Here is a 24,896-nt window from a genome sequence, read left to right on the forward strand (position 1 = left end):
ATCATAGAAAAAACTAAATCATTTTTTCAAGACTTAGCTTTTGGATATACTCAAGAACTTGTCTCCACTCTTCTGAAATTCATAGGATGCTTGTCTCATTTCTACTTTATATCCCTGCTTGAGCAGTTGGTTGACAGCTGGGAGTAAAAATGGAGATAGCTTCCCAGATGTGTCTAGCAATGGAAAAATGCGTGTCTCTATAGCAACGCGACACATTTCTACAATAGAAGCAAGATGGAACTCTTCAGATAGGTGTTCAGAATAAACAAATAAAAAATGAGAGCATAAGGCTAAATCAAATTGCCGATCAGCAAATGGTAAAGTAGGCAGTTCACCTATAACATAACGTTTTTCCTGAATTCCTAAAGAAAGGTCTTCAATGAATTCCTGCATTGCGGATCTTCTAATGTTTAGTAATTGGTTTGGCGATTGAATATCCTGCCAAACAAAATTATCTGGATTTCCTTGCACCGCATTCATGACTTCACGATTAGCTTCTTGGATGCGTTGAGCAATCTCAGTTTTACTGAATTTATAAATGGGGTCGCAAGAGACAACATTGCCTCCTCTACGGGTCATCTCAACATTAAAGCTTGCAGGCCCACCTGCACAGTCAATAATTTTCAGTTTGTTATCTTCAAGATTTAAACCAAACATTTTGGTGTATTCTTCAGCAGAACGTCCCCATATAAGGATTTTCTCAAACTTAATCCCCATAACTTTTATCCTAAGAGTTACATTATTAATTCATGACTCTGAACTTTGGCTACCGAGAACTTCAAAAACAGGCATCAGTAGAATTTTTACCCTAACTTTACGCTCATTTTTGTATCTTTCAACCGCGTACCTAACTGTACCTAAAACACCAAGTGCTAACATTCCTAATACAGTAGAAGGTTCCGATACAAGTATTGGCTTCACGGCTGAGAAAGCTAATTCTCCAATTAGTTTGTGAGCGGAAGTTGTAGGATGAACTTGATCCCAGAATAAAAACTTATCTGGTTCACAAACAACTGGCTGCTTGGGAACATTAATAGGCACTACCGATAAGTCTCCAATACAAGATTCGGTAACATTTGCAAAACCGAATTCTTTTGGAGCCGCGATGATTCTATTGAATAGAGAATTAACATCAAGAGGAATAATATTGATATCAGGGCTGAGTTGCTGGCTCAAAAAGCTGAGATTTTTAGTCAAACTGGAGTTGTGTGCATTGATAAAAGTGCTTAGTAAGCTAGAATCTTGATTATTGCCGCCTGTAACTGGAAACTTTCCTAAATCTGGTAAGTTAACTATTACAAAATTTTTAGCACCAACAGCAGCAAGTGATGTCACTGCCATTGATAAGTTGTTGATTGCTTGGGTAGGATTAGGAATAGCATCAAAAAAGTAATCTAAATAATCATTCGTACCAGCCCAGACAACGTAGAGGGCGTTAGGGTTTGCAGAAGGATTTGCTAATGTAAAGCTATTAATCTGTTGCTGCAATCCTGGTAAACTAGCAATACCGATATTCTTAGACCCTGTGGTTGCGCCACCATAGGCAAAGTTAGTGTTTGGATTCAACTTTAATCCTAAATCTAAGGCGAGATATTCCACCCAAATTGGACCATTGGAAAAACGTCCATTAAAGTAAGTTGGACTTGGAGGAATGATTTTGCCTGTGGCGTTGAATACATTGCCTATATCAGAGAGGCTATCACCAAACACATAAATCTCGTCATTATTCTGCGCTGAAACCTTAAGCGGAAAAATGAGAGATAAAATGAAAATTCCGATTGCAAGAATTTGTTTCTTCACAGCCAACTACTTAGGTAAACTTTAAATTTTAGTAAACACCCTTAAAAAGAAAAAGCTTTGTTTCTGTTTTTAGAACTTGTCACCGCTAAGTCAGATTCTATTTTATGAATAGGAGCAGAACCTAGTGCTACTTTGCCCCAACGCATCACACTTGCAGAGGCAGCACCTGCTGCACCAAATCCATAAACAAGAACTAAGTCGTTTTCGCTAATTTTTTCTAACTGTACAGCATGGTACATATTAACTACAGTAAGTACTGGCCCAATATTTGCATATTGTGGATAGAGGTCGATTGTACGTTCTGGATCAATACCAAGTACGCGCGTACAAAAGCGTGCGAACCAAGCTGTGGGTGTGTTGAAAATAAAAAAGTCTATTTGCTCAAGGGTCACACCTGCTGCATTAATAGCACCTTCACAACAAGTACGGAGAAACCCTACAGCCGTTTCGCGAGTTAATCTGTTTGCATCCTTGCTGACCTGCATACGAACCTGCAAGTTGCCGTGTATATCCTTGGCGATCGCAGGGTAAATTAGATCGCACAGCGCACCAGCATGAACAGTCTTAATACCAAGAATACCCTGATTTGGTTTAAGTTTACTTACTACAAAAGCTCCAGCACCATCGCTAAGAAACCATGAGGCAGTATCATGTTCGGGGACAAAGTGAGAATAAGAACATGAAATAACTACTAGTACATTGTGATACTGTTCTGCCGAAACCAAAGCATAAGCAGTCTGCAACGCAATTAGAGTGCTACCACAGCTTGCATCAATATTCCAAGCTGCACCCTGGAAACTTAGTTCGCGCGCCAGAAAGGCAGCATCACCAAATCCCATTTGTTCAGGCCAGGTCGAGGCAACAAGTATCAGATCGACATCTTCTAGAGAAAGCTTTGCAGCCGCAAGGGTATCTTTTACAGCGCGGCATTGTAGCATCAGTGGTGACTCATTTGCACTGAGTACCCATCGTTCGACAGTCCCCCGAAAGGGATCTGATAAATAGGGCACCATCTCTAAGTCAAACTCATTTCTAGGGATGGAGCCATCTAGAGAGAACCACTTTCCTAAACTTTTTTGCTCTGCTTGAGCAACCAATTCGGGGTATTTTTCTCTGTAGTAATCGTTGTTATGTCTAATGCTGGGTAAACTCACCGCCAGTGAGCGAATACCTACTGCGTGTTGTGCCATAAATAACTTCTTCTACTTTCAATAAGTTAACAGTAATAATTTGTACTGCTCTGGCTAATCAAATTCCGAATACGACTTTCAATTGGTGCAGGCTGAGTAGCGTCAATGACTACATCAATCACGAACGGAGCGATCGCCACCATTGCTTTTTCTAGAGCAGCCTTGATGTCAGTCTCTCTCTCGACACGGATACCATCAGCTCCCATCCCGTAAGCAATATTGACAAAGTTGGTTTGTGGAATTTCTGCATCTACATCCTGGAAGCCCAACATTGTCATCCCCCGATCGCACATATTGTAGTGTCCGTCATTAAGTACTATCCAGACAACTGGAATTTGGTACTTCACAGCTGTGCTGATCTCATTATTCATTAGCATGGCACCGTCACCAACAATGGCGATCGCTTTACTATCAAGAGCTAGTGCCGCACCGACAACGCCAGTAGTAATATGCCCCATAGACGCGAAACCGCTACAGTTTCGGTAACGATGTGGCTTGGCAAACCGCAGCATATAATTTCCCCAAGCAGAAGAACTGCTTGATTCGGTCATCACCAATACATCACTTCCCTCAACAATCAGTCTTTGAATAGCATCCATAAGCACTACGGGACGCACTTTCCCGTGTGTACGTGAATTGATTGTACTGTGTTCATATCTAGGTAGCATCGGATTTGCCAGATGAGCAGAATGCTGTAAAAAATGTTTCAACAAAGCTTTCACAAACACTTTGATGTCAGAGAGAATGGCAAAAGTCTCAGCAGATGGATATGCAGTTCCTGGAACTTCTGGGTCTATGTCAACATGTAAAAAGCCTCGCAAGGGTACCATTACGGGGAGCAGGAGTGATGTGCGTTCGCCTAAGCGTGTTCCCAGAACTAAAGTGCGTAAGGGTCGGTACTCCTGTATATACCTAAAAACAGACTCATGCCCACCGAAGCCGGTGACGCCGATAAACTGAGGATGATTTTCAGGAAAAATACCTTTAGCCCGTGGTGAACACATCACCACAGCCCCTGTTTTCTCGGCAAGCTGGCGAATTTCTTTTGCAGCACCCCGTGCCCCGAAACCAACCCAGATGGCAAAGGGCCCCTCAGACAGTAACCGGACACATTCTGCGATTGTTTCTTCACTTGCTGTTGCCAGACTCTGAGAGAGCGTAATTTGTGGCAACGAAGTTTTTAGTGAACTTGTCTGGATATTTGTTGGAATACTTATATGAGCTACGAACCCTCCTGGTTGTCCTAGCCCAAGGGCAAGCCTTCGAGAAACCTCTGTGAGTTCATGACTGGATTCGAGAGTAGTTGCATAATGGAATATTTGCCCGGAAGTAAAAATACCTGTGCTAGGCATTGTATAGGTGCTAGTTTCTTGGCAAGCCCAACGTCCTCGTTGTGGCACTGATGTTGAAGCTGACACCAGAATCACCTTAGCACCCTCCCAACGGGCAGCTAACAGTCCTGTTAAAGCGTTAGTAATCCCTGGCCCGGTGGTAGTGAATACCACAACCGGGCGATCGCTAGCAAAATACGCTTCAATGGCTGCAAAAGCTGCTCCGGCTTCGTGCCGAAAGTGCAGTACCTGGATGGGACTTTGATGTAATGCAGCCCACACTGGGGCGATCGCGCCTCCTGAAACACCAAAGGCATATTGCACTCCCATATCTTTCAGGATTTTTACCATTGCCTGTGCTACTGAAAAAGTTACGGATAACTTGCTATCAAATAGCTGTTTAGTTAAATTTAATGGTTCAGTAGTATTCGATTGTGTATCCTGAAATTTAAAATTCATAGAGAATATACTTAGAAATAATTTCCTCTGGGGATAATATTATCCCACAGCCAAAGTAGGTCAGCGTAAATATTTGTCGTTCTAATAAGCTAGTAAACAGTTATGCTAAAAGGAAGAGATGGAAGGGTTTGAGCCTACTTTATCTCTATTAAGAGAGTTTAGTTTTATTGTGCTGATATATTTGTTTATCTTCAGACAACTCGGTCTTTTCTTGTCTACCTACTTAAACTCTACTTAGATGAATAAATGTTAATAAAGTTTAAGAGTGGCAAATGTAGCAATGCCTGCGGCAGGCTACGCCAACGCAGATGGATGAACCCATCTTTTAGTTTGTGAAAACTGAACACTATTAATCAAGCTCTAGAGTATAAAAAATGATTGACTTCAATCAGTACAAGGCTTTAACTTTCGATTGTTATGGAACCCTAATTGATTGGGAGAACGGTATCTTAGGGGTGCTAAAGCCACTTCTGCTAGCACATAACATTAATTTGGATGACGAGCAAATTCTGGAACTGTTTGCTCAATTTGAAGCAGAACTAGAAAAAGGAGATCATATCAAATATCGGGAAGTATTGGAGAGAGTAGTCCAGAAATTTGGTGAACGATTTGGCTTTGAGCCAACTGCTGACGAACTAAATTCACTCGCTGATTCGATTCAGCATTGGCTGCCTTTCCCTGATACAATTGAGGCACTTAAAAGCCTCAAGCAAAAGTTTAAGCTGGTAATTATCTCAAATGTAGATGACGATCTCTTTGCTTTCTCGGCAAAGCACTTGCAGGTGGAATTTGACCAAATAATCACAGCAGAACAGGCAAAAAGCTACAAACCCTCCTTAAACAACTTCAGACTAGCTATTGAAAGAATCGATTTGCCACTAGAGCAGATATTACACGTTGCTGCTAGTGTATATCACGACATTGTTACAGCCAAATCTCTGGGACTATCAACAGTCTGGGTAAACCGTCGAGCAGACCAAAAAAGATTTGACGCTACAGGTTCAGCAATCAGTCAAGCTGATTTAGAAGTGCCGGATTTAAAGAGTCTTGCTGCTTTAAGTCTAGCGAAATAATACCGGAGAATAGGTACTCAGTGCCTAGCACTGTTTCGACGAGGATCTGTTGTTACAAAACGAAACAGGGATTGCAACATAGATTGATTCTGTCTTAATCTGGAAAAACTACTACTCCAGTTTGACGCAACATTCACCCTTGTTTTTAGGGCGACGCGCAAGGGACGAGTAAAGCTCGTAACAACCCTCTGATTCTGGCTCTTCAGGATCAGCTTGTTCAAGAAAACATTTTGATATGCCTAAAACGATGAAAGCATCTGCTAATTTCGACTTTGAAGACGAGAAATTTAATGCACCGCCTTCTCAAGTCCTTCCCTGGTGTCAGATGATTAATCCTCGATATGGCACAGATGGTATGCAATCCCACGGTTTGGCAATTAAGCTGGATAATGCTAATGCTGTCGGCTTTGTGCCAGATGATAATTGGCAGCAAGTGGAGCATGAATTTACCTCTGGAGTTGAAACGGTCTTTATTACCACTACTCCACACGTGGTTATAGTGCGTCGGGGGCCATTGTCTGTTAAAGACCGGGAAAGTGGTTTAAAATTGGGTACGCTCAAAGAGAATTATGATGCTTTTTTAGCCGACAAACTTAAATTTAAAACCTTTACTCGCTATCTAATTTTTATAGTGGGAGAGAATAAAAAGTTTTTACATGAATCACCACTACAACTAACTCTTAATGGTGCGGCCGGAGCAAGTTTCAGCAAAACTTACTGCGAATATCAACAAGGCAAAGTAGTTAGTGGATTCGTCGCTGAACTAGAAAAGGCTTATGCTGTTTACCGCAAGCAACCCTTGACACCAAAAGGGCCATTGTTCCATGCTCACGGGATTTTTTGTCCGATAATTGAGTGTGAAGAAAGAGGTATTGAACCAAATACAGTTCTGGTAGCTTCAACTGTAGACTACAAACATCCCACAGTAGGGACTTTAACAGAATACTTAATTGCTTCCGATTCTCTTGAGTCTAGAATGATTTGTAAGACTTTTGAAGAATACAAAGATTTTGGGAGGGAACCTGTAAAATCAGAAACGCCTAAATTGGCAATGGCAGGAGTTTCTAACTCTTATGTTTATGCTGATGAAGATGATTTTGCTTATCCGCCATATTAGGTGGGAGTGGGGAGTGGGGACTAGGAAAACTATTCCCTATTCCCTATTCCCTATTCCCTATTCTTTGAGCAGCAAATAATATAGTGAACCATTACCGCCTGTGATGCCAGCGCGATCGCCTGCTAGTTTACCAGACCCCATGAAATAATCCACCCGGCCCGGGCCTTTGATGGCGCTTCCTGTATCTTGGTCAAGCACAAAGCGGCTGACAGTACGCCTCTCTAGTTTGCCACCACCAGCAGGGTAGGGAAATGAGTTGTAAATTAGCGCTAGCGCTCCCGGTGGCATGAGAGACTTATCTGTAGCAATGGAACGTTCTGCTGTTACCGGCACATGAATACTACCAGTAGCTGGTCTACCGCCTGTTTCTTGGAAGAAAATAAATCGTTCCCAGCGTGGCAGATAATTATTCAACTCCTGAGGCTTTTGTCGGAAGTAACTAACCATTCGTGGCATTGTCAATCCTGATAGTGGAAGTTTGCCATCTTTTGCTAGTTCTTTGCCGATGCTAGTCCAAGGGTAATCAGTTCCACCTGCATAGCCAACTGACGTTGTTTTGCCATTAGTTAACTTAATTTGGGCAGAACCTTGGATATGTACCATGTATGCGTCTAAGCGATCGCGGAACCAAAGTAATTCTAAACCGTGCAATTTACTCTTATTCCCTTTTAAACCATCCTTCCCTTCCAAATCAATTCGTTTTGGGTGGGGTTTTGGCCATTGGCTGAAATTAGGTGGTAGCCGATAAAGAGGATATTTATATATTGCAGTCCTGACACGGCTGGCGATGTAAACAGGTTCGTAGTAAGCAGTGAACTTAACAGTACCTCTGCCATCGTTACCCACAGACTGGTAAAAGACAAACTCTCGGCTGACAGCAGCTTGTAATTGCTCTGCTGACTTAGAACTGATAACTAGTTGGCGAAAGCGTAGCAAACTCCTCTGGACGCGATCAAGGGTAATTTCCTTCATCGGATAATTTTGATATGCTGCGATCGCCTCTTTCTTAGTTAAATAAAGCAAACTGTTATCAATGGAAGCCAACAGCGCGTTGCGATCGCCTATCTTACCCCTTTGACCCCAAATTTGGTCATCTAAACCCAAGCAAGTCTGTTGGAACGTACAATTGCTTCCGATAGCAATTGGTTTTAGCGGTGGCGTTATCTCAGGAGTAATTGGTATTGGCTGAGGTGGAAGATCGGGAGTTATGGGTACTGGCAACGGCAGGAAGTTAGGAACCTGAGCAACAGCCGACCAGAGAGGGTTTACAAGGGCAATTCCCAGACTTAAGGAAAGCAAAGCAAAGGTTTTTCTCATCATTTAGTTGAATCTTTCAACACTGGAACTAAAAACGGGTTCTACCCGGATTGCCACAACTCGGGAAGGTCTTACTACCATATATTCCCCTTGAATATTTTTTATCGGCACGCTAATAAAGTCATTTGAAGCAGATTTTGGCACAAGTTCGCCGCTATACCACTTCTGAAACTCTTGAATAGTAGGAAAACGTACTTCTTCTCGGTGGCCGCTTTCCAGTAGGAGGTATACGGCATATTCATTTGGAGTTCTAGCCATAAGAGTTGAATTATTTAAAAAACATTCAACCCATTGTTAACCACGTAACCCCCGAATGCAAAGGGTAAGCATACGGGAGGTTGGAAGTAAAGGGGGCAGGGGAGGATAACCAATGCCTAATGCCTAATCCACAATAACTCTTCAGTGTAGACGGCTAATCCTTTAACCAGTTCCTGAAAAGTAGTAAAGTTACGCACTACCTAGCTACTTTCTATCTCAAGAAACCTTCCTAAAGCTGGTAGTTGTGCCAAGATTAACTTGAGGACTTAAGGCTTGTGACACAATGTTAGGACAATTATTAGACGGACGTTACCAAGTTCTCCAGGTCTTAGGTAAAGGTGGATTCGGTCAAACCTATATAGCACAGGACACCCACCGACCAGGATTCCCGAAATGTGTTGTCAAACACCTTAAGCCCGTCACTCGTAACCCTGAATTTCTTGAAACTGCTAGACGGCTATTTACCAGTGAAGCAGAAACACTAGAACAACTGGGTATTCATGACCAGATACCTCGGCTTTTAGCTTATTTTGAACACAACCAAGAGTTCTTCTTGGTGCAAGAGTTCATTGAAGGACATACTCTAAAAGCAGAACTGTCTCCCAATCAAGCTTGGACAGAAGAGAAAGTAATTCAATTTCTCCAACAGATGTTGGAAATTCTGCAATTTCTTCACAGCCGCAACGTTATCCATCGAGATATCAAGCCGGACAATATAATCAGGCGGCGACAAGACGGCCAGTTAGTGCTGATTGACTTTGGCGCAGTCAAACAAATCCAAACTCAACTGCTTACACTTTCAGGGCGCACGGAGGCTACTATTGCCATTGGCACCCCAGGATATATGTCTACAGAACAGGGTCAAGGTAAGCCGCGCCCCAACAGCGATATTTATTCCTTGGGCATTATCGCTATTCAATCGCTGACGGGGTTGAATCCAATAAACTTTGAGGAAGACCCAGATACTGGAGAAATTTCTTGGCAGCATCAAGCTAACGTTAGTTCTGGGTTGACATTTGTGCTATCTAAGATGGTGCTACACCACTTCAAACAGCGCTATCAGTCTGCGGCTGAAGTTCTACAAGTGCTTAAGTATCTCGATACTAAAATAGAAGCGCAATCATTTCAAGAATCATTTTTTACACAACCGCCTGAAGCTTCGTTTTCTCAAAAAAACTCAACCAAAGATCCGCATACTTCTATCTTGTCACCGGAAAGTTACAGTCGCTTGGAAACAATTCTTTTGGAATTTGTCGGCCCCGTTGCCTCAAGATTACTACGACAAGTTGCAGCATCAGCGCCCAACTGTGAAGAATTAATTACTCAATTGGGCGTTCATCTTCGAGGAAATCAACAAATTGATTTTAAGAATAAAACAAGGTTTTTACTAGATAAACGTACTTCACAACAGGAACTTACTGCTCAATCTGAATTTAAAGCAAATAATTTACCAAAGCAAGAACCTCAAGTAATCAGCGATAGCTTTGTGCATCAGTGCGAACGAGAATTGGCTGATTTAATTGGGCCAATAGCTAGTTTCTTAGTCCAAAAAGCTGTTAGGTCTTCTGGGCAAAGTTCTCGTGCAGAATTTGTGAATGTTTTAGCATCACAAATTCCCGAACCTCAAAAAGCTTTGCAATTTCAGCAACGCCTACTTTCTTAATTTTTTAACCATTCCATTTTTATCTCTGTAAATTACGAATTACGAATTACGAACTACGAATTATTAACTCTGGTTATTCAGCATTTCCATAGCTATTTTTAAGCTAGCTTTCATCCGATTAAATGCTTCTGCTAATCCACCAATTTCATCTTTAGAGCTTTCTTCAAAATCAGCATTCATATCACCAATGCTAACTTTTTGAGCTATTTGCTCTATTCTTCTGATGCGCTTAATCACATATTTTTTGATTAAAAAGTTAATTACAAAAACTACGATCGCAAAAATTGCAATTAAAAGCCCCATTATCAATATCCAAGTTCGTTTGGCATTGGCAAAAATCTCTTCTGAAGGAACAGAGACTATTTGGGCAGTAACAATATCATTTAGCTGCCAGCCAAAACCATTTTCAGAGCCATAAGTTGCCAACTGACTCTTAGGAGCCTGATTTGGTGTAGAATGACACCGCAGACATTGCTGCTGTGTAATCTTAAGTGGTTGTGCAATATAAAATACTTCGCCTTCTGACAAGGTGCGAAAGCCGGTAATTTCTAGAGTATTGGGTTCGTTGCGAAAACGCTCTACAAGTTGAGTTTCAAAATTATCGGCTTTATCTGCTAAATTAGTTGGATTAAGTGTTGCATCTTTATGAAAAAAGTTGCTATATTGCGGGTTTTTACGAAAATTTTCAAAAACCTCTTTAGCAGAAAAAGTCGGTACTACTTCAGGGGTAAAGGTTGAATTTAATTCTACTCTCGGTTCCAAAAGTGGAACTATATGATTTTGTGTATAGTTTCTAACTGCGTTTACCATTTGGATGAGAATCTCCGCTTGGGAAACTACTTCATTTTGCGCCCTTGTTTGAAGTAAACTAGATAAAGCAACGCCACTACCCAAAATACTGATAATGAAAACTAATATTAAAAGTAAGTTAAATTTAGCACCTATTTTTAAGTTTTTTAACGTAATTTTCTTTAACATAACCTAACCAACTAAGGCGATATCTGAGTTTGTCTAATATTTATTTATACCTGTTAGAAATTATTTCAACAATATTTAAATAAATATTAATTTTTTGTTGAAATATAACCTGTTTAGCCAGCAATCAAACTTATCCAAATTAGTCTTGACCAAGTTATTTCCTGAAGCATAATTAGTGATGTTTTTGCGATTTCCCCGTCGTTTATTTCTATTTAATCTGCTAGGTTTAACATTTGCCGCTTGTCAATCACCACGAGAGTTTGAGGGCACATTAACTATTGGTGTTATCAACTATGGTGGAGGCGAGCAAATAATTAACCAATATGCGAAATTTAATAATTACTTGGGCGAGAAGACAAATTCATTAATTCAGCTAGAGCCTGCTTTCAATGAAAACAGAGCGGTTGAGCGGCTTGAGGCTCGTGCTTGGTCGTTGGTATTTGCTCCACCAGGTTTAGCAGCGATCGCGATCGCACGTCACCAATATGTTCCCCTGTTTCCTTTAATAGGTATTAGTAATTTGCGTTCAATCTTTGTTGTTCGCAAAGACAATCCAATATCTGACTTAAAACAGCTAAAAGGTCAAACAATCGCTTTAGGTCAGTTAGGTTCGGCAACAGGATATTATTTCCCACTTTACAATCTTTTTGGTACAACACTAGCACAGATTCTATTTGCACCTACGCCCAAAGCCGCGTTGGAATTGGTCGCTGAGGGAAAAGCGATCGCCTGTGCTGTCTCGGAAGCTGAATTGAGTCTCTACGGTTCACAGTTGGGGTCAACCCAATTCCGCATCCTATTTAAAGACCCTCACTATGTACCCTTGGGTGTAGTCTTAATTGGGCCTAATGTCGAACGTAACCGTCAAGAGTTCATCCGTAAAGTAATGAGCGATGCGCCTTCAGGTTTAGCTGAAGAAGTAGGTTATATACCCAATGGACAAGTACCAGATTACAAGTACATGATTTCTGTGGTTGATCGGGTGAGTTCCATTACTTCCAAGCTGCAAAATAAGCCTGTTCGTTTATTTTAAATACTCATTCAAGGAGATTTTTATAAAATTGCTCAATAAAATAATTTAAATCGTGCTAGCTGATTTTGAAGCGTTCCTGTGAGGATTTTACTTAATTCTGTGGTGTCTTGGAATTGCAAAATTTGCTGTGTGGGTAAATCGAAAGGAAATTGCCCATCAAAATCGGGACGTTGCATCTGCGCTAGTAAAATCTGTTCAGACCGCTTACTTTGGATAGCATAGCCAATTTCAATACAGACATTAGGGCTAGGAATTACTTGGGGAGCTTCTTTACCATCAATACTAGCAATGGGCGTTGTGTCAGCGATAAATAACAAACTTTTACGGATTTTTCGCATAATTGTGCGGTTAATCCGTACAGTAGCATCACTGGGGCGAGAGGATTCTACTAATGTTAAGGGAAGGCGCGATCGCTTGTTTAAACTGTCCAAACTTTTTCGCAGTTCTTCTCTTAAAACATTTGTGGCTTCGGCATACTCTGTTTGATACGATAAAAAAATCGTTGGCTCTAACTGAGCCAATAGCGCCTGTTTAGTAAAATAGATTTCATGACTAATTAAGTCAATGTTAGCGACGCAATAGCCACCACTACCTTCAATATAAAATTCAATATCTTCTCCTTCCAGATAGCGTCCAAACCAAGTTGATTTTCTAACTTCGTCGCTTTCTTCTAAAAAATCTGCTCGCAATGCTGATCTCAGCAGGCTTTTTTTGCTTAAGCGAATGTCTGGCGGACGTTTTTCCAGTTCTAGAATCGGCTCGTAATCTTGTAGATACCACGCTCTGAGCGCAATAATTGACATAAGGCGCTATTTAAACTATTTTTCACTATTTAACTTCGTATAATCTTACACCAAGAGGAGTCCTGATCTCAGACTTCTCTTTTAACACGACAACACCCAAACCTCTACTCGCTGAACTATCTCCTCTCATTGTTTATCATAGCCAGGGATGTACTAACTTTCATCGCTTGTGTAAACAAGTTATAAAAACTAGTTACAGTGCCCCCTAATATTCCATCTTTGAGGAAATAGCAGTTTTCGCGTTGGGTGTTGCTGTGTTTTGACGAGACAGATTTAAGTTAAACAGCGTCTTTTACCTCTTATTACATTCCAAATGCAGCTGTTATATCTGCCAGGGAGGCTTTATTAGCTTCAATTATTAGATTATCACTTCTTAAATGAGAAAATTTTTTTTGCAACTAAACTTTACTTTTGTCATTTGTCTCAGTCAGGGTTTAAATCTCCGTCTAAAATGTCTTTAATTTAGAATTTTAAATTGTTAACGATTTCTCTAAGTTTAGCAATCTATTTTGACTAAAGGCTGACGGGAATTTCAATCCAGAACTCTGTACCTTTGCCAAGTTCTGAGATGCACTCCATTATTCCACCATGTTTTTCGACAATAATTTGATAGCTGATTGCCAATCCCAATCCTGTACCCTTACCTACAGGTTTGGTAGTGTAAAACGGATCAAAAATCCGCTTTTTCACCTCTTCAGTCATACCAGCTCCATTGTCGCTAATACGAATTAATAGACGAGAATTGTCTGCTGAGACTCTAGTGGAAATGTGGATAGTAGGCACTGGGTATTGGGCAATCTTTTTGTCGTCCCTCTTACTTCGATTCTCCATTTCTAGCGCATCTATAGCATTGCTGATAATATTCATAAATACCTGATTCATTTGACCGGCATAGCATTCTACCATTGGTATGTTGCCATAGTCTTTAATGACCTCAATGCCACGGAATTCACCATTACCTTTGAGCCGATGTTGCAAAATCAATAAGGTGTTTTCAATGCCTTCATGCAGGTCAACGCGCTTGTTTTCAGCCTCATCCAAGCGAGAAAAACTGCGTAACGACAGCACTATTGAACGGATGCGATCGCTTCCTACTTGCATTGAGGTGATGATTTTCGGGAGGTCTTCTACCAAAAATTCAAAATCTATCGCTTTGATCGCTGTCTTAATTTCGCTATGAGGTTGGGGATAGTATAACTGATAGAGGCGTAAAATTTCTAACAGTTGTTCAGTATAATCACTAGCGTGGCAGAGGTTCCCGTAAATAAAGTTAACAGGGTTGTTGATTTCGTGGGCGACACCCGCCACTAACTGTCCTAAACCAGACATTTTTTCGGTGTGAATCAATTTTGTCTGTGTTTCTTGGAGTTTATGTAGGGTATGCTCTAACTGGGCAGCTTGATTTCTGGCTTCAGCTTCGGCATTACAGGTTTGTTCATAGAGTTGCGCTTGTTGAATAGCGATCGCAGCCTGATCTCCTAGCTGTTGCAATAAATCAATTTCTGCATCCTCCCAATTTCTAGGAGTCTCACACTCATGGGCTATTAGTAACCCCCATACTTCCATACCTATATTAATCGGAACTATTAAGGTTGCTTGTATTTGCAAACTCTGCAAAAACTCTCGATGACAATTATTTAAAGAAGCTATCGAAACGTTGTTAATTACCCGTACTCTGCCCTGACTATATAGATGGGTATACTCATCAGGAAAGCAATCGGCTGGTGCATTCATTCCCAAAACTGACTGCCAATTGCCATTAATCTCTTCGACAATCACCGATTTACTCTTCAGTTCAAAAATCACCACGCGGTCTGAGTTTAGCAGGGCACGGACTTCCCGAACGATGGATTGCAGAGTTGTCTGCAAGTCTAATGTGCGGCGAATATGCTCTGTGACTTGCTTGAGTACCTTGGTAAATAGTAATGATTTTTCGAGTTCATAAGTTTGCTCTTGCACCCGCAGTTCTAAATTGCCATTCAGGGTTTGTACCTGTTTAAACATCTGTTGCTGCTGAATTGCCATTGAGAAATGATCGTACAAGGCTTGCGCTAATGAGATGTCTTCTGGTTTCCACTCAACTGATTGCCCCTTTTTTTGCTCTCGCCAAAGCTCAAAGGAAAGCTGGGGTAATAGTTGCCGCCGATTTTGTTCACATCGTCCCGCCCACAAGATTTCCGTTTCAAATTCACAGCGAAAAATGCTTAATACACCAATAAATTTTTCCCGATAATGTAGGGGAATTACCATAAGTCCGCGAATTGGAGTTGAACGGAATGCTAAAGCCAAAACTCGCAAATGGGGTTCTTTATACAGGTCAGATGTTGCCCAAACATTACCTTGTTTAAATTCAGCCATCCAGTTTTGCCATAAGGGATGCTGTTCGATGATATCGTTGTCTAACTCGTAGGCGAGTGTCGGTTGTTCGCCCCAGGTGTATAGTTCCTGACTCTGTTCAATGTAAAGCCTGCCACCTGTTCCATTGAAGGCTGTAATAACTTCTTCTAGCGCCCCCTGTAATTGGACTGTCGGCAGTTTATGTAATAGTGTGGTTACTCGGTTAATAGTAGCTTCTCGCTCTTGCTTGGTACGAGCTACCGTGAGTAGATTACTTTGAGCGATCGCGATCGCTACTTGGTCAGCTACTTGCTGCAATACTTTTAGTTCCCGCTTCAAAATTTTTCGCGGTTCACTTTGGTGAGATACTAACAATCCCCACAATTTAGGCTTTGCTGATTGTTCTTGTGGATCGCAATCTAAAATTGGCACTACCAACGAAGACTGCACGCCCATTGCCTTTAAGTATTGAATATGGCACGGGTCTACCTGCCGATAGTGGATATTAGTTTCTAGACGTTTGCCAGTTTCTTTTGACTGTAGAGGCGATAGCCCGATCTGACCGTTTGCCACATCCACAATCGAACGTTGCCCCACTAACAAAAACATCTCCCTAGCTTCTTGTGGAATATCATTAGCAGGGAAGCGCTGCCCCAATAAGGATGGCAGACGTTGCTCATGGATAGATTCAGCAATAACTTCACCGCTACCATCGGTATCAAAACGATACATTTTTACCCGATCTGCACTCAAAAATAAACGCACCTGGCTAACGGTAGTTGTTAATATTTCCTGGAGGTCGAGCGAGCGCCTGATCTGGTTGATCATCTGGTGCAGTAAACTTTCTTGATCTAAGCTTTGCTGCAACCCTTTTGGTTTATCGGTAAATGTCATTGCTTACATACACCATGACTGAAGTATAATTTTTTTTATAATTGATTGTCGCTGTTCAGAGTTTTAAACTTAACAATGCCTTGATCTTCGTTCCATTTCTAAAAATTCTTGCTACAAATGTGTTGCTTGGGGCGTACATCTGGTGCAAATATTTTTGAAAATGGATTTAGAGGATATTTGAAAAGGATCAGATATTTTGCTTGTTCTCTCGAACCCTTCTAAAGTGGATTTAGGTAGATATAAAACTATTTGCTTGTATTATTAGATACTGTCCAAACATCCTTTCAAGGCTAAAGTTAAGAAAATCTTAATCATTAACATCTATTAATTTTATATTCTCAATGATTAAACTATTTCAGTAATTTTACTTAATTTATTGACTAAAAAACTGCGTTAAATTAAAAATATTTTTTCACCCTTTTTACTCATTAATGCAATTAATTAAAATTTTTTCAAAGAATAACTAAATTATTGGCAACTGTTTCAAAGATTTTTGGCTGGGGAATTTTACTATTCCCCGTCGAATTACTGATTTTATGTTGAATGTAACTATTTTGATTAAATTATTCCTAAATTATCGTTAAAGATAGTAAGTTACGGATTTCTTCACGTACACTCATGAGAGTTTTACCGAGATGGTTTTGACCGGTTCTATTAGCACCACAGCCCCAAAAAGAATCGGTTGGAGAGTTTTCAACCAAAATCTCATCACCTGTTTTTAGGAGAACTTCTCTAATATCAGTATGAGTGATAAACTTTTTGAGGAGAGCTTCTCGCATAATTTCAGTTTTGACCAAATCCCAGTCTCGACGGAGTTGGCGAGTGCTACATCTTCCCAACGCGGCAGCTTCTTCCGGGGTTGCGGCAGCATGGATGACGGGTATGATTCCCGCATCTGTGCTGCCAACAAACTTTTGAGCTTGATAATAATGCTCAACCGTTGGCCAATAAATACCCTGAATATGGATTCCGTGGGGAGAAAAGTTAGAAAAACAGCCATAAGGCTGCCAAACCTTATAAAAGTAAATGGTCATTTGAAAATTGCTCTTTTATATATTCAATTTCAGGGTAGCTGAAAGATCGCACCCGCAACCCAAAATCGTTATCAGACAGATTTTCTCTCGGTTCATATCATTAGGGATTCTTCCCAACGGCTTAACGAAGAAGCAGGGGGCAGGGGGCAGGGGGAAAAAGGCTTTTGGGATTTTTGCACAGATACGGTAATCATAAGTGATTCACCGGACTTGATATGATTTCCCCACTTCTACTAAGTGGTTCTCGAATTGATGGGGTCAAATCCAATACGCTTGGGTTAAGGAACGAAACCCAATATTATCAAGGCTTTGTTGGGTAACACTAAAGTTCAAGCCAACTTAGTTTTATTTTTTAGCTTTAACTGAACCGTATTGGAAAATCCCCATTCTTTTCCATCCCCCCTGCTCCCTTGCCTCTTCTTCAATTCTGTAACTTCATTGGTAAGGTGAGGGTGAATGCTGTTTGACCAAAAGATGTTGAGTCAAGGGTAAGATTGCCATGATGGGCCCTGGCAATTTCACGGGCTAGGCCCAGTCCCAGTCCGATGCCTTCTACCTTGCGGGTTCGAGCCGGATCGCCGCGATAAAAGCGGTCAAAAATGCGATTACGATCGCTCAGGGGAATATCTTTGGATGCGTTGGCAATGGTGATATGGAGAGTTGTTTGAATTTGATGGGCGCGAATTTGTATCCAGCCGTTAGCGAGATTGTATTTGATGGCATTACTGAATAGGTTTTGCAAAACTTGAATGAGAAGATCGCGATCGCCCTGTACCCGTAGCCCGTCAGTGAAATCAGTTTGTACACTCAAGTGGGGAGCTAACATTTCCACATCTTCTAACATCTCCATCAGTAACTCAGACATATCCACCTCAACCAAATACAAACTCATTTTTCCCGCATCTGCTAGAGATAGCAGCAAGAGTTTTCGCATAATTCCACTCAGGCGGCGCACCTCATCCAACAGGTTACTTAAGCGTTGTTGTACTTCACTTCCAGGATCGACCTGTTGCAGGGTTCGTTCCAGTTCGCCTTGCAAAATAGTCAGTGGCGTTTTCAGTTCATGAGCCGCATCACCACTAAAACGGGAAGCTTGGGTAAAACTGCGTTCCAAGCGTTCCAGCATTTGGTTAAATACCTGAATTAGTTCGACAAATTCCACATCAGTTGTCCCAATGGGAATCCGTTGATCTAGCCCTTTGACAGTCACCTGTTGAATCACGCCTGTTAATTGCCGGATAGGACGCAAAACACTACCAGAAACCAACCATGCACCGATCGCAACCAGCAAAAGCCCTCCCGGAATTGAAATCAGAAAGATATTCTGAATCGTTGCCATTTCTTGATCGACGGCTTGGAGATTAACAGCAATGGCAATCTGAACATTAGGAAATTTAGCTGCCCCAATCCGCCAAGCTGCTGTTTTTGTCTGCTCAGTGACTAATTGAGTTGGACGAGGACGAAGAAAAGGTGGTGGCTGAACGGATGGATTTGTATTGGGGGGTGGCGGTGGTTCTCGCTGCAAAAGTGGTGGTATAGGTATCAACTGAAGACGCTTAAGCAGCAAACGATTCATCTCAACGTCGCTAGTTAGAGAGTTGGATTGATAAAGTATCTTGTTGTTTGCATCAAGCACCAGTAGGGCAATGGGAGTTTTTGTATTGGTTCTATAGGCATAAGATAATGAATCTTCGTAAAGCTGCCATCGTGAGCGCTCGGATGAGAGTTGACTTCCTTTGCTGAGAAATTCGGGAGGTTCTTGGCGTGGAGGCAAGTTTGGAGTTGGCCGCATCAAATAATTTAATAGTTCTGCATCAAGACGGCTAATTTTTGCATTGTAAATCTGAAACCAGGAGATTGCGCCAAAGCCTACTAATGTGGTTCCAGCTAGAGCCGCAGACAACAGGGCAATTCGGAGGCGAAACGAAGAGAGTTTCATGAGCTAGAATCCATCCATGAGAGGTTAAGATGAAGCGTATTTTGCCAATTAGTTAAAATACTCAAAATAGTCTTAAGAAAAATGATAATCTTGCGTGGGCGAGGCTGAAGTTTCGACTTCACCCGTCTCAAAGGAAAGAAAAATGGTCGAATGTTGCGATCGCTGCTAGATGTGCCGCGCCAAGAGCCAAGATAGAGAAAAGAGAAACTCAATCGGGCAAGGATTGTGAGCAGTAATCCTGGGTTTAAGCTTTTGAGAGAATATTGGAATGATGATTCTGCTAAAGCAGATTCTGATCGAGAAGGTGAATCGATTGTTTGAGCCAGCTAAGAAACAGAAAATTCTGCTGATCTCTGAAATTCAGCCTGGTGTAAAATGCCAAAAGCATAACTGCATTTCAGAGATACAATGCTCAAAAACACCAAAAAATGTCCAATAGAGTACATGACTACCGATGATGATGCCAGTCAATATCTCCGTCATTGTGCTGTAGCTGCTCTAATCCTAGTAGGGGCTTATGGTTTATTTGTAGCTGATTTTATTTCTAGTTGGATTTTATTTGCGATTGTTGCTGTTACACTGCCTCGCTGGATTATTAGCGTACATGAACTTATTCATGTAAAAAGCGACAAACAGATAAACAGGATAATTAGTTGTTTGGCTATTAGTCCTATTCCTCTTTCTATTTTGACACTAAGTTACCTACAAATCTGTGAAATTCATCTATCTCATCATCGGAGTCCAACAACAGAATCTGATTTAGATGCTTATCATATTCGAGGAAATTTATTTGTGGTTATTTTAAACGCCTTGAGTACGCCAGAACAAAGTTTTATTCGTTCAATTCAATTGAATGGATTTAATCTTCAACTAGGGTTAGATTTGCTCATAAAACTATTGATTTTAGGGATATTGATATTCTTTGGTAAAGAAAAGTTTTTTTTGTTTTGGTTATTTCTGCGAATTGTGTATGGGCTAGGAGATATAGTGTTTTTTCGTCTTGTACATCACCAAAAAGGGAAATACGGGACATTTGAGATTAAACTTCCCAGTATTCTTGAAACATTAGGAGAACTAATTTTTGGTAAAACGGTGATTCAAGCAACAATTAATCATGATGTACATCATCAAAATCCTGGGATTGCCGCACATAATTTAGCAATGGCGAGACCCTACATTAATGAAAGTTTGTAACACTTAAGACTTACACACTTTACAAACTGAATATCATGTGGATATTAAGCTTATTAACATAAAAGTCTTGCCCTACCTCCTTCCTGGGCTGCTGCCTGGGAATGTGATACTTGGAGGCAGAGCCTCCCTGAATAGCATTACAAGGCTCTGCCTTGTAACGAGAACTAATGCACATTGATATTATTGCAATTAGCTTAACCTCTCACGGATGGCTAGAATCTGGCTTGCGAAATCGGTATCCAACCCCTCGAATGCTTTCAATCCAGACTGCTTGATCGATGGGGTCAATTTTTTTACGAATTCGCTGGATACAAACATCTACAACGTTGGTGTTGGGGTTAAAGTCGTAGCCCCAAACGTGTTCTAAGATTTGAGTACGGGTGAAAACTCTTCCGGGAGAGCGCATGAGATACTCTAGAAGATTAAACTCGCGGCTAGTGAGTTCTATCGCTTGGCGATCGCAAGTAACTTCCCTGGTGATGCGATCGAGTTTGATAGGGCCTACGCAAAGCAGATTTTGGCGCTCGCTCACACTCCGGCGGACAACGGCATGAATTCGAGCCGCTAACTCTTCCACAAAAAACGGTTTAGCGATATAATCATCGGCTCCTAAATTTAGTCCTTCTAAGCGATCATCTAGTTCATTCCGAGCCGTCAACAAAATTACCGGAGCATTTCGACCTTGCCGCCGCAAGAGTTTCAGAATCGATAGTCCATCCTTTCCCGGCACCATAATGTCGAGTACGATCGCATCATATTCATTTTCTAATGCCCGCAGATATCCTTCATCACCGTTGTCGCAGTAGTCTACAACAAATCCCTGCTCCTTCAGTCCAGCCCGGACAAAGTTAGCAATTTTTGCCTCATCTTCGACAAACAGAACGTTCACAAGCCTTCACTACTTTACTTACTGTTTCAGTATAAGTTCTTCATCTTTGTGCTTAAATTACAAAACTGTAATTTAGAAAGCAGGTGGACTGTAATTTTAAGTTGGCTTAATTAGAAATATCAACACCCTACCTTTTGAAGGTTGATTTTTATGAATATTCGTCGAGTACTAGTTGTAAGTGCGATTCCGGTTCTGGTTGGCACATTTGGTTTTATTTCACTCAATCAAGCAAATGCCGCTAGTAAATTCTCTCAAATTGCACAAGCGCAACTACCGCCCAACCAAGCACCGGATGAACAGGGACGACCACCTCGACCTGATTTTGCAGCAGCTGCGGCGAAGCTAGGAGTTACAGAAGCTAAGTTAAAAGATGCGTTGGGAGTTCCTGCTAATCCTCCCAATCCAGGCGATCGCAATCAACGCCCACCTCGACCTGATTTTAAGGCGGCGGCGGCAAAGTTAGGAGTTAGTGAACAACAGTTAAAGGATGCATTGGGAGTTCCTGCTAATCCTCCCAATCCAGGCGATCGCAATCAACGTCCACCTCGACCTGATTTTAAGGCGGCGGCGGCAAAGTTAGGAGTTAGTGAACAACAGTTAAAGGATGCACTAGGCGTTCCTCCTCATCCTCCTGGTGTTGATCGCCCTAATCCACCACAATAGCTAATTATCTAGATTCAGTGTTTACTGTTAACTGTTCATTGATTTAAAAAGGGGAATTTCTATCTCTTAAAAATTAATAGTTCCTAGAATTCAGTTAACTCACGCGATGTGCAGCTTATTTCTTGGGAACCAATGGTTTTTAGAATTCAGATAACTCACACGATGTGCAGCTTATCTGTTGAAAACCAATGGTTCCTAGAATCAAGATAATTCTCGGTTGTGCAGAAAATCAAGTTTCAACTTATACCAAATACCCGCTCGAAAAATTATTCCTTTGTCTAACAGAGCATAATGTTGTTAAACCATATTTCTACAAGAGAGTATGTTGGTCAACTCTAGTATCTTTAAGAGAAACTATTTCAACTGTGCGGAATCCGAGTACCGCTAAGAGATTATTTTCGGGCAGTTTGACGGGAGCAGGCTGATCGCCGTGACCTGGAGCAGGGAGGGGATAAGCAGTCGCCGCAGCAGTGTGGAAGCGAATATTGCCTTCGCTATGCTCAATCACTTGATGGATATGTCCCGTTAACACTGTTACCGATGCAAAACGAGATAGCAGTGAAAGCAACTTTGACGAATCGGCAGTTGCCCATCCCCATTTGGGATAAAGGTCATACAGGGGAATATGGCTGAAAACAACTAGAGGCTTATCCTGTTTTTGCGCTGCTAAATCTTTTGCTAGGTAGTCCAATTGCGCCTGACCCAGTTTACCCGTACCGGTTGCCCCAAAGTCTAGGACATTAGTTAAGGAGACAAAGTGTATTCCCGCCTGATCCCAAACCTGTAAGCCTTCTTTGACATCCTTTCGGTTAAAGGCTTCTTCATAGGCTTTGCCGCGATCGCCAATTGTATCGTGTTCCCCTGGTAGGGTAAACAGTGGGACTTTCAATTGAGAAAGCAGTTGTTTGGCTTGATCAAATTCTTCTGGTTTAGACAAATGAGAGATGTCTCCGGTGTGAATTACAAAGGCGGGTGGAGTGGGTAAAGCATTGATTGCATTGATCGTTTTCTGGAGCGTATCGGTTACATGTTCATTTGCAGGTTTTTTGAAACCGATGTGCGTATCGCTAATTTGAACGAAGGAAAACGGTAAAGTCGTGGATGATTTTTGAGCATTTGGTTCTCCTACCTGACAGGCAGTCAATAAGCCATTTCCGCCAACAGTCCACATAATGCCGAGTCCTGTCCAACCTACATGTTCAATAAATTTTCTGCGTTGCATTGGTATTCCTCTGGTTATTTCTTTTGTGTTACCGTCAACGTCCCTTTCATAAAGGGATGAACTGAGCAAATATAGGGATAGACACCTGGTTTAGTAGCGGTGTAGTTCCAGGTTTGATTGGTATCTAGTGCTTTAGAGTTGAAAGTACCATCCGTAGACGTAGCCGTGTGGGGTTCTTCATCGACATTGAGAAATTGAACAGTTTTACCAACAGCGATCGCCAAATTCGCTGGCTCAAATTTGAAATTACGAATTTTGACCGTAGCATCGGCAGTTTGTTGGCTAGTTTGGGGTTGGAACTTGGCTTGTTTCATCACCATTGGTTGGCTATGGCTAGTCATTGCCTTATGGTTCGGACTACAGGATGACAACGACAACACGATGACCAAGAAGGCACTAGCGATCGGTATGAAAAAATAAGAAATGTATTTCATGAGCGTCCTCCCATTCGCTTTGGTTGATGACGAAACAGTCCTGTCATCGAGAGTCCGGTAGCCACTAAGCCAATCAGACCTAGCCCATTCAAAACTGGCACAATGGCATCGAGTTTGAAGATTTGCAAGGTGTGAACAGTGATTAAAAATGCAGCAAGCTCTTCTTGATGCAACCATGTGTCGGCGATAGCAACAAAGCAGCCAGTCACAGCAGTAAAGAGTAACGGCAAACAAAAGAGTGTGGCAATTAGCCGATGGTACTTGCGAAGTGTGTTTTTCATCGTTTGAGTATTCTTGTAAGGATGTTCATCAACATTTAATCGGTAGAGGTAAAGCATTAGGTAATCAAGTGCTGGAAAGGACGCTAAAATGAATGTCCGAATGCTTTCCTATAGGATTTGAATTGCGGCGTTGTTTCACATCTGAGTCAAAGAAGAGGAAAAGGGGCAGGGGGCAGGGAGCGGCGGGGAAACCCCATAAATAAATGTAGGGCTGCTGAAACAAGGACGTATTATTTCTCGTGCTATGCATCGACGCTCGATGACTCGCTAACGCTGCGCTATCGAAATAAATATTTTTGCTGGGGATTAAAACCCTTTTTGCAGGGGAATTTCAATATCTTTCTACCCTGCCCCCCTGCCTCTTCGGTCATGAATGATTCAGTAATGCCAGTTTTTTAGTCTGCTGTAAATCCTTTCAGTTGCTCTTCAAGGTTATGGCGATAGCCTTGATCGTTTAGCGTTTGCTTAGGTAGTCGATTCGTTTTGACAGCAGCTTGAATAATATCTTGAGCCGTAATTGATCCAGATGCGATCGCGTCAATCAGGACACCATTGCTGGGAATGCCTTGGTCTTTTAAGTAACCTTGATAAGCCAGATAAGCCAGATTAAAAGGTCTGATCTGGTTTGCTCTATGTTGATTTGCTGCATAAAGATTAAGGCTGATTGGTGCGGTTTGGGACTGCGCCGCAGCAGGCAAAATGGCAGCGCAAAGAAGCAGTGTTGTTAACATCGTAGAAATAGAGCGTCGCATAGAATTACCTCTGGGATTGGTTATTTAACTACAGCAGTTTTACTGACCTTCAATGCTTGGATGCAGCACAAACTTTCAGGCAAATTGGTTGAATCCAAACTGCCAAAGGTGCAAAATTATGACAAGCTAAAGAAGAACTTTGCGGGTTGACGATATAAATTTCGTCGGGACATTGCAGTGCAATGCCCAGTTTTAAAAGCTGTAGGAGTGGGCAGGTAAGCAATTAGCGTGATTT

General features: G+C 41.5%; 22 protein-coding genes. 6 read left to right on the forward strand and 16 right to left on the reverse strand.

What is annotated here, in order from left to right; translation table 11 throughout:
• Nucleotides 1-33: 33 nt before the first annotated feature.
• Genes RMZ43_RS04225 through RMZ43_RS04240 form a run of 4 tightly spaced genes read right to left on the reverse strand, consistent with a single transcriptional unit; the run spans nt 34 to nt 4,780 of the window.
• On the reverse strand, nt 34-717 hold the full coding sequence (locus RMZ43_RS04225; RefSeq protein ID WP_322654553.1) for a class I SAM-dependent methyltransferase: 684 nt from the start codon (nt 715-717) through the stop codon (nt 34-36).
• A 30-nt stretch (nt 718-747) separates the two neighbouring features.
• Nucleotides 748-1,800: an SGNH/GDSL hydrolase family protein gene (locus RMZ43_RS04230; RefSeq protein WP_322654552.1), complete on the reverse strand. Its 1,053-nt coding sequence runs from the start codon at nt 1,798-1,800 to the stop codon at nt 748-750.
• Nucleotides 1,801-1,841: 41 nt separating this feature from the next.
• Nucleotides 1,842-2,990 carry a 3-oxoacyl-ACP synthase III family protein gene (locus RMZ43_RS04235; RefSeq protein WP_322654551.1) on the reverse strand — a complete coding sequence of 383 codons (1,149 nt, stop codon included), beginning with the start codon at nt 2,988-2,990 and terminating at the stop codon, nt 1,842-1,844.
• A 26-nt stretch (nt 2,991-3,016) separates the two neighbouring features.
• On the reverse strand, nt 3,017-4,780 hold the full coding sequence (locus RMZ43_RS04240) for a ScyA-related TPP-binding enzyme (protein ID WP_322654550.1): 1,764 nt from the start codon (nt 4,778-4,780) through the stop codon (nt 3,017-3,019).
• 374 nt (nt 4,781-5,154) lie between these two features.
• On the opposite strand from RMZ43_RS04240, the gene RMZ43_RS04245 reads away from it, so the two are divergent.
• Both RMZ43_RS04245 and RMZ43_RS04250 read left to right on the forward strand, forming a co-directional pair.
• Entirely contained in the window at nt 5,155-5,853 is a 699-nt protein-coding gene (locus tag RMZ43_RS04245; protein ID WP_322654549.1) for a haloacid dehalogenase type II, read from the forward strand.
• 247 nt (nt 5,854-6,100) lie between these two features.
• Nucleotides 6,101-6,970 carry a DUF5895 domain-containing protein gene (locus RMZ43_RS04250; RefSeq protein ID WP_322654741.1) on the forward strand — a complete coding sequence of 290 codons (870 nt, stop codon included), beginning with the start codon at nt 6,101-6,103 and terminating at the stop codon, nt 6,968-6,970.
• 57 nt (nt 6,971-7,027) lie between these two features.
• Here the strand turns inward: RMZ43_RS04250 and RMZ43_RS04255 are convergent, their stop codons facing one another.
• Nucleotides 7,028-8,287 (reverse strand): murein transglycosylase A, encoded by a 1,260-nt coding sequence (locus tag RMZ43_RS04255; protein WP_322654740.1) that lies wholly within the window; start codon nt 8,285-8,287, stop codon nt 7,028-7,030.
• Nucleotides 8,288-8,290: 3 nt separating this feature from the next.
• Nucleotides 8,291-8,545, reverse strand: a complete 255-nt coding sequence (locus RMZ43_RS04260) for a hypothetical protein (protein ID WP_109010830.1) — start codon at nt 8,543-8,545, stop codon at nt 8,291-8,293.
• Nucleotides 8,546-8,828: 283 nt separating this feature from the next.
• On the opposite strand from RMZ43_RS04260, the gene RMZ43_RS04265 reads away from it, so the two are divergent.
• Nucleotides 8,829-10,208: a serine/threonine-protein kinase gene (locus tag RMZ43_RS04265; protein ID WP_322654548.1), complete on the forward strand. Its 1,380-nt coding sequence runs from the start codon at nt 8,829-8,831 to the stop codon at nt 10,206-10,208.
• Between the two features lie 63 nt (nt 10,209-10,271).
• Here the strand turns inward: RMZ43_RS04265 and RMZ43_RS04270 are convergent, their stop codons facing one another.
• On the reverse strand, nt 10,272-11,186 hold the full coding sequence (locus tag RMZ43_RS04270; protein WP_322647566.1) for a Tll0287-like domain-containing protein: 915 nt from the start codon (nt 11,184-11,186) through the stop codon (nt 10,272-10,274).
• A gap of 178 nt (nt 11,187-11,364) precedes the next feature.
• Between RMZ43_RS04270 and RMZ43_RS04275 the strand changes: the two genes are divergently transcribed.
• Nucleotides 11,365-12,219 (forward strand): phosphate/phosphite/phosphonate ABC transporter substrate-binding protein, encoded by an 855-nt coding sequence (locus RMZ43_RS04275; protein WP_322647567.1) that lies wholly within the window; start codon nt 11,365-11,367, stop codon nt 12,217-12,219.
• Between the two features lie 32 nt (nt 12,220-12,251).
• Here the strand turns inward: RMZ43_RS04275 and RMZ43_RS04280 are convergent, their stop codons facing one another.
• The 4 genes from RMZ43_RS04280 to RMZ43_RS04295 form a co-directional block, all read right to left on the reverse strand.
• Complete coding sequence (locus tag RMZ43_RS04280) at nt 12,252-13,022, reverse strand: hypothetical protein (RefSeq protein ID WP_322654547.1); 771 nt, start codon at nt 13,020-13,022, stop codon at nt 12,252-12,254.
• Between the two features lie 513 nt (nt 13,023-13,535).
• Nucleotides 13,536-16,253: a GAF domain-containing sensor histidine kinase gene (locus RMZ43_RS04285; protein WP_322654546.1), complete on the reverse strand. Its 2,718-nt coding sequence runs from the start codon at nt 16,251-16,253 to the stop codon at nt 13,536-13,538.
• A gap of 569 nt (nt 16,254-16,822) precedes the next feature.
• Nucleotides 16,823-17,287, reverse strand: coding sequence for an NADAR family protein (locus RMZ43_RS04290; protein WP_322647570.1), 465 nt, complete (start codon nt 17,285-17,287; stop codon nt 16,823-16,825).
• Between the two features lie 421 nt (nt 17,288-17,708).
• Nucleotides 17,709-19,226, reverse strand: coding sequence for an ATP-binding protein (locus tag RMZ43_RS04295; RefSeq protein WP_322654545.1), 1,518 nt, complete (start codon nt 19,224-19,226; stop codon nt 17,709-17,711).
• Between the two features lie 444 nt (nt 19,227-19,670).
• On the opposite strand from RMZ43_RS04295, the gene RMZ43_RS04300 reads away from it, so the two are divergent.
• Nucleotides 19,671-20,420 (forward strand): fatty acid desaturase, encoded by a 750-nt coding sequence (locus RMZ43_RS04300; RefSeq protein ID WP_322647572.1) that lies wholly within the window; start codon nt 19,671-19,673, stop codon nt 20,418-20,420.
• A gap of 202 nt (nt 20,421-20,622) precedes the next feature.
• On the opposite strand, the gene RMZ43_RS04305 is transcribed toward RMZ43_RS04300, so the two are convergent.
• Nucleotides 20,623-21,309, reverse strand: coding sequence for a response regulator transcription factor (locus tag RMZ43_RS04305; protein ID WP_322647573.1), 687 nt, complete (start codon nt 21,307-21,309; stop codon nt 20,623-20,625).
• A 150-nt stretch (nt 21,310-21,459) separates the two neighbouring features.
• On the opposite strand from RMZ43_RS04305, the gene RMZ43_RS04310 reads away from it, so the two are divergent.
• Nucleotides 21,460-21,972, forward strand: coding sequence for a hypothetical protein (locus RMZ43_RS04310; protein ID WP_322654544.1), 513 nt, complete (start codon nt 21,460-21,462; stop codon nt 21,970-21,972).
• Between the two features lie 310 nt (nt 21,973-22,282).
• On the opposite strand, the gene RMZ43_RS04315 is transcribed toward RMZ43_RS04310, so the two are convergent.
• The 4 genes from RMZ43_RS04315 to RMZ43_RS04330 form a co-directional block, all read right to left on the reverse strand.
• The gene (locus tag RMZ43_RS04315; protein ID WP_322654543.1) at nt 22,283-23,194 is read right to left on the reverse strand and encodes a metallophosphoesterase family protein; all 912 of its coding nucleotides are present in this window, start codon (nt 23,192-23,194) and stop codon (nt 22,283-22,285) included.
• A gap of 14 nt (nt 23,195-23,208) precedes the next feature.
• Nucleotides 23,209-23,628, reverse strand: coding sequence for a cupredoxin domain-containing protein (locus RMZ43_RS04320; RefSeq protein WP_322654542.1), 420 nt, complete (start codon nt 23,626-23,628; stop codon nt 23,209-23,211).
• Nucleotides 23,625-23,909: a peptidase gene (locus tag RMZ43_RS04325; protein WP_322654541.1), complete on the reverse strand. Its 285-nt coding sequence runs from the start codon at nt 23,907-23,909 to the stop codon at nt 23,625-23,627. The genes RMZ43_RS04320 and RMZ43_RS04325 overlap by 4 nt, the downstream gene beginning before the upstream one ends.
• Before the next feature lie 395 nt (nt 23,910-24,304).
• The gene (locus RMZ43_RS04330; protein ID WP_322647577.1) at nt 24,305-24,661 is read right to left on the reverse strand and encodes a hypothetical protein; all 357 of its coding nucleotides are present in this window, start codon (nt 24,659-24,661) and stop codon (nt 24,305-24,307) included.
• Nucleotides 24,662-24,896: the final 235 nt, after the last annotated feature.

This window comes from Nostoc sp. CmiVER01, from assembly GCF_034531135.2.
GTDB lineage: Bacteria > Cyanobacteriota > Cyanobacteriia > Cyanobacteriales > Nostocaceae > Nostoc.

Bases quoted from the DNA above. Each gene is read 5' to 3' on its own strand.
- RMZ43_RS04325 (WP_322654541.1), bottom strand. From the start codon at position 23,909: ATGAAAAACACACTTCGCAAGTACCATCGGCTAATTGCCACACTCTTT.
- RMZ43_RS04315 (WP_322654543.1), bottom strand. From the start codon at position 23,194: ATGCAACGCAGAAAATTTATTGAACATGTAGGTTGGACAGGACTCGGC.
- RMZ43_RS04285 (WP_322654546.1), bottom strand. From the start codon at position 16,253: ATGACATTTACCGATAAACCAAAAGGGTTGCAGCAAAGCTTAGATCAA.
- RMZ43_RS04260 (WP_109010830.1), bottom strand. From the start codon at position 8,545: ATGGCTAGAACTCCAAATGAATATGCCGTATACCTCCTACTGGAAAGC.
- RMZ43_RS04290 (WP_322647570.1), bottom strand. From the start codon at position 17,287: ATGACCATTTACTTTTATAAGGTTTGGCAGCCTTATGGCTGTTTTTCT.
- RMZ43_RS04310 (WP_322654544.1), top strand. From the start codon at position 21,460: ATGAATATTCGTCGAGTACTAGTTGTAAGTGCGATTCCGGTTCTGGTT.
- RMZ43_RS04280 (WP_322654547.1), bottom strand. From the start codon at position 13,022: ATGTCAATTATTGCGCTCAGAGCGTGGTATCTACAAGATTACGAGCCG.
- RMZ43_RS04225 (WP_322654553.1), bottom strand. From the start codon at position 717: ATGGGGATTAAGTTTGAGAAAATCCTTATATGGGGACGTTCTGCTGAA.
- RMZ43_RS04265 (WP_322654548.1), top strand. From the start codon at position 8,829: ATGTTAGGACAATTATTAGACGGACGTTACCAAGTTCTCCAGGTCTTA.
- RMZ43_RS04300 (WP_322647572.1), top strand. From the start codon at position 19,671: ATGACTACCGATGATGATGCCAGTCAATATCTCCGTCATTGTGCTGTA.
- RMZ43_RS04250 (WP_322654741.1), top strand. From the start codon at position 6,101: ATGAAAGCATCTGCTAATTTCGACTTTGAAGACGAGAAATTTAATGCA.
- RMZ43_RS04245 (WP_322654549.1), top strand. From the start codon at position 5,155: ATGATTGACTTCAATCAGTACAAGGCTTTAACTTTCGATTGTTATGGA.
- RMZ43_RS04295 (WP_322654545.1), bottom strand. From the start codon at position 19,226: ATGAAACTCTCTTCGTTTCGCCTCCGAATTGCCCTGTTGTCTGCGGCT.
- RMZ43_RS04330 (WP_322647577.1), bottom strand. From the start codon at position 24,661: ATGCGACGCTCTATTTCTACGATGTTAACAACACTGCTTCTTTGCGCT.
- RMZ43_RS04275 (WP_322647567.1), top strand. From the start codon at position 11,365: ATGTTTTTGCGATTTCCCCGTCGTTTATTTCTATTTAATCTGCTAGGT.
- RMZ43_RS04270 (WP_322647566.1), bottom strand. From the start codon at position 11,186: ATGTTAAAGAAAATTACGTTAAAAAACTTAAAAATAGGTGCTAAATTT.
- RMZ43_RS04320 (WP_322654542.1), bottom strand. From the start codon at position 23,628: ATGAAATACATTTCTTATTTTTTCATACCGATCGCTAGTGCCTTCTTG.
- RMZ43_RS04235 (WP_322654551.1), bottom strand. From the start codon at position 2,990: ATGGCACAACACGCAGTAGGTATTCGCTCACTGGCGGTGAGTTTACCC.
- RMZ43_RS04255 (WP_322654740.1), bottom strand. From the start codon at position 8,287: ATGAGAAAAACCTTTGCTTTGCTTTCCTTAAGTCTGGGAATTGCCCTT.
- RMZ43_RS04240 (WP_322654550.1), bottom strand. From the start codon at position 4,780: ATGAATTTTAAATTTCAGGATACACAATCGAATACTACTGAACCATTA.